Raw genomic sequence first — 3,705 nt, 5'->3', positions numbered from 1 at the left:
TCAAGGCACATTGATGTAGAAATGGTTGTTGCCTTTTAAATCGATGTAACACAGAAGTGGCATACCTGAGAGACTCCATTCTGGCGGGTTTCAAAGTCCTTTATGCTTCGTTAGATGCTTTCAAAATGCGACTGCATGGTCTATTTTTTCCATAAAAAATAAGACATTCCCACCATCCATGGCGGTCAGATGCTGGAGGTAGAGTAATGCAGGAGCTTGTTACCGAGGATCACTATTCGCTTCAATCATCTGCCTTGCCTACAGCACTTTGAACTCCCGCTGAAAGATCACATATTTAATAGGATTGGTATAACTTACCAAGCTGCACCCACTCAATTAACTTAAATAAGCTACATTTTAAATATGACTCACTGTCATGGCCATTAAATTAAGCCATTTCAGAGATCTTTTGCCCTCAACCGCGCAAGAGCACTATGTTGTAAACCTCAGATAGCGCAAAAGAACTGTAGCTATTGTTTAATTGCTTTTTGATGAATTAATTGTGCAAGCATATGTATAGCGGGGCTGCAGTGATCATGATCCATGTAAATAAGGTACAAAGGAATTTTCCTTATCCCACCTACGGTTAATGAAAGGGGCTGTAATTGGTTGCTTTCAATTAATGTTTCAATCTTGTGTCGAGGTAGCCATCCAAAACACAATTGGCTACATACTGCTTCTATGGCGGTATCAACTGTGTTCACCATCCAGCGTTTTCGTGGTAATTCAACAGTTTTATTGGCATGTTGATAATGGCTATTTAGGTAGACCTGCGTATACAAGTGCAAGTCTGTTTCACTGAGGGTGGTTTTATTTATTTTATGTATCGGATGCTCTACATGCGCCACGGCAAGTAACTCAACATCAAGCAGTTTCTCAGCCATTATTTTTCCATTAAACGGTAGGCCTATTGCCAGATCACAACTTACTACCCCATTGGTTGGCGCTAATCGCACCACCTCTTTCAACTCTATTTGCGTATGAGGAAACCGCGCAACAAATTCCTGTAATGCACTAAACAGAAGTGCTTTGGGATAAATACTATCCACTTCAAGCTTGATGTTAGCGGGCGCTCCCGATACTAATGCCTTGGCTTTGGTTTCAATATGATTGAACTCTTTAAGCAACGGACGCACATCCTCAAGTAGTGCAGCCCCTACCGCGGTTAAACTCACCTTTCTACCTTCTATACAAACAACCTGTACATTTAATTGTGTTTGTAAATTTTTAATCGCATAACTAACAGCTGACTGACTGCGGTGTAGTTGCTTTGCCGCCGCAGTAAAACCGCCCGTATCTATTACGGTTTTAAGGACATACCATTGCTCTAATGTGATTCTATGCATGTATCTATCAAGATATTAGATGGATTTAAGTTGAATTTAGCGTTTATCAATTCGCTTTTCAAATGATAAAGTCTGTTAAATTCAAAAACGTTGAACTTTTCAACAAACAATTACACTGTAGCAAGCTAATACCTGTGGTTTTACGAGCCATTAAGCGCGTTAACTACACCTTTTTTAGGCATCAATACTGATTGGATATAGAGAAATGAATCAACGACAAGCTGTGAAAATGCTTTTAACTGGGCTCATGAACATCGCACTGATATTTTGTGCACCATTGTTTGCTGCAACGACGGCAAACAACACCATTACTGTGACATCATCATTAGGGAAACTAAAAGGCACAGTAAACAATAATATTGCCACTTTTTACGGCGTGCCTTATGCAAAAAATCCGTTTGTTGAAGGCCGTCGCTTTCAAGCGCCACAAGCGATTAAAAAATGGGATGGCGTGCTCGACGCAACCGCCATCAAGCAACCCGTTCCGCAACCTAGCCGCGGTGGAAAAACTACCTTAGTCGGTGTGCCCGGAGATTTGACCATCAATATATGGACACCAACATCTGCACTTACGGCGAAAGAAAAACTACCCGTGATGGTTTGGATACCGGGTGGTGCCTTTATTCGAGGCGATGCTTCTGAAGGGGGGTACGATGGTAGTCGTTTTGCACAAAATGAGGTAATTATCGTAACCGTCAATTACCGTGTCGGTGTGGATGGATTTATGCATCTAAATGGCGCTCCTGATAACCGCGGCATTCTAGACCAAATATTGGCACTACAATGGGTGCAACACAATATTACCGATTTTGGTGGTGACTCGGCGCAAGTAACCCTATTCGGTCAATCTGCGGGTGCAGAAAGTGTGGCTATCCTATTGGGAACAAAAAAGGCCAATGGACTTTACCATAAAGCGATTATGCAAAGTCCGCCAATGCAAGCGATAACACAGCAGCAGGCCCAAGCCGTTACTCAGCATTTTGCAGGTAAACTGAACATACCAGCAACGATAAAAGGTATTGCTAGCGTTCCATACCCGCAATTAGTTGCAACCGTGATTGAAATGGGCGAAGAGATCACAAATAGGCAAGACTGGGGAATGCTTTCTTGGGGAGGTACGGCATTTTTACCTGTAATAGATAAGGATCTCATTGCAGACACGCCAATGACTAATTTGCAACACAACATCAACCCATCGATCCCGGTTATTGTAGGCAGCACCGATCAAGAAGCGCGTTTGTATATGGTACCTAGTGGCGCGATTGATCGTGTTAACGCCACACAAATATCTCTGTTTCTAAATGACTTAGCATTAGGCGACCAATCATTAACGCTTTATTCTCGCGGTAATAAAGACCTCTCAGAAGGTGACATTTTTGCTAATATACAATCAGATTTCACATTCAGAATGCCCGCAATTCGAATTGCGGAACAGTTAGTGAAAAATGGTAATAATGTTTGGAAGTATAATTTTTCTTGGTTATCACCTGCATTTGGTGGCCGACTCGGTGCAGCACACTTTGTTGATGTGCCGTTTGTATTTAATACAACAAACAGTACCGCCGTTAGCGCTTTTTTAGGCAAGCACCCCCCAGCGACGTTAGCAAACGAAATGCATCATCAATGGGCAATATTTGCCAAATCAGGAGAGGCCAATTGGACAGCATACCAACCAAGCAAACGCACAACAATGCGCTTTGACGTGCAATCTAAGCAGGTGAATGACCCTAACAAAGCACTAAGATTGCTGTGGCAGCATTACCCATTTTAAAATGTACCTACCGTTAAACGTACCTAGGGCCTGTAGATCTTTCAAGGTTGTTTGGCAGCGAATTGTTGGTCATTTGTACAAAGAAGATACTTTGTACAAATGACCAACAAACGCTGCCCGAAGGGTTCGGCTAAAAACGTTTTACTCTTTGTTGAGTCCTCTTCGTTAAGCAAAAGTAGCTTAGATTGCTAGGCAGCAATCCTCTCGCCTCGATTAAAACGTTTTTATCTCGAACAAAACTTAACCAGCAAAGATCAACAGGCCCTAGTCATAAGCATCAAAAATAGACATAACCCAACCCTACAACCGGTTGGGTTAGCGCCAAAGTAAACTTTGAACTTCCCTTAAATCAATCGACACATATTCGCTGGGCTTTGCTCTTTGTTTCATCTTGACCATGTAACTCCTGATTATACCAATCCTATTAAATATGTGATCTTTCAGCGGGAGTTCAAAGAGCTGTGATGTGGTCAAGTAAAACTGTACACAAACAGGGGGCGTTTTTATGCTGCCATTTCGGCAGCTGTTGGTGTCATATAATTGTTATAACTATGACCACGTTTTGTATTGTAGTGCTTTAGTATGTAA

General features: G+C 42.0%; 2 protein-coding genes. One reads left to right on the top strand and one right to left on the bottom strand.

Annotation, left to right across the window (positions count from 1 at the left end; all coding sequences use genetic code 11):
• Positions 1-470: 470 nt before the first annotated feature.
• Positions 471-1,346, bottom strand: a complete 876-nt coding sequence (locus ACWXWT_RS20115) for a LysR family transcriptional regulator (RefSeq protein ID WP_456043346.1) — start codon at positions 1,344-1,346, stop codon at positions 471-473.
• Positions 1,347-1,551: 205 nt separating this feature from the next.
• On the opposite strand from ACWXWT_RS20115, the gene ACWXWT_RS20110 reads away from it, so the two are divergent.
• Positions 1,552-3,117 (top strand): carboxylesterase/lipase family protein, encoded by a 1,566-nt coding sequence (locus ACWXWT_RS20110; RefSeq protein WP_456043345.1) that lies wholly within the window; start codon positions 1,552-1,554, stop codon positions 3,115-3,117.
• Positions 3,118-3,705: the final 588 nt, after the last annotated feature.

It is taken from the genome of Shewanella sp. A22, assembly GCF_053850585.1.
The sequence above is the reverse complement of the archived record's forward strand: the minus strand, read 5'-3'. Positions and strand labels throughout refer to the sequence as shown.

Coding starts and splice junctions, on each gene's coding strand:
- ACWXWT_RS20115 (WP_456043346.1), bottom strand. CDS start 1,346: ATGCATAGAATCACATTAGAGCAATGGTATGTCCTTAAAACCGTAATA.
- ACWXWT_RS20110 (WP_456043345.1), top strand. CDS start 1,552: ATGAATCAACGACAAGCTGTGAAAATGCTTTTAACTGGGCTCATGAAC.